Genomic DNA, 668 nt, shown 5'->3' on the forward strand with positions numbered 1-668 from the left:
CCGTCCGGCGGCGGCGGTGGAGCGGGCGACCGATGCGTGCAGTCCGGCACGTAAATCAACACGCCGCCGACCATGGTCCAACCGATCGCGCACCCGGGCGGCAACTGCGGGCGAGTATCCGGTGCGCCGAAAAGCGCCGTGACCGTCGCCGCGATCATCACCGGGCCGATAAGGCGACGGGCGAAATTCGAGTCCGCCCGGCCCGAAGTTCGACGAATCACGGTTCGTCTGGCGGTGCATTCGCGGTCGGGCATGTAACTGTTCCACTCTGCTGGGAAGCCGATCCTCCAGTGTGAAATAGCCTGCGGCCGCCCGCAACTCGAAACGGCATTCGCCAGGGGCGGTTACGGCATTGCCGTCGAGGCCGTCGATGCGAAAGACTGTTCACGGCAACTCGACGAAAGAGAACCTAGTGAGCCGTAACCGTGCCGCCGCGGCGCCGCTCGTCGGCGCGGTCGTATTCGCGGCCGTCGCCTGCTCGGCGTCGACTGCCAAGCCCGCAGCGACCGGTTCAACCGCGGTCACCGCGTCCGCCACCCCCGCCGCGTCGAGAACCCTTGCGGCGGCGCCGAATCCACCCCTTGGCGCGCAGCCCCAGCTGGCGTCCGACCCGGCGCAAGTGGCCGACGACCTCGTCGCCGACGAACGCGCGCTGCGTGACCCGTCGA

At 69.0% G+C, this 668-nt stretch carries 1 pseudogene; it reads left to right on the forward strand.

What is annotated here, in order from left to right:
* Positions 1-412: 412 nt before the first annotated feature.
* A pseudogene (locus A5680_RS26320) lies at positions 413-668 on the forward strand (lytic transglycosylase domain-containing protein); the annotation flags it as partial.

This window comes from Mycobacterium sp. E2989 (assembly GCF_001667595.1).
Classification (GTDB): Bacteria; Actinomycetota; Actinomycetes; order Mycobacteriales; family Mycobacteriaceae; genus Mycobacterium.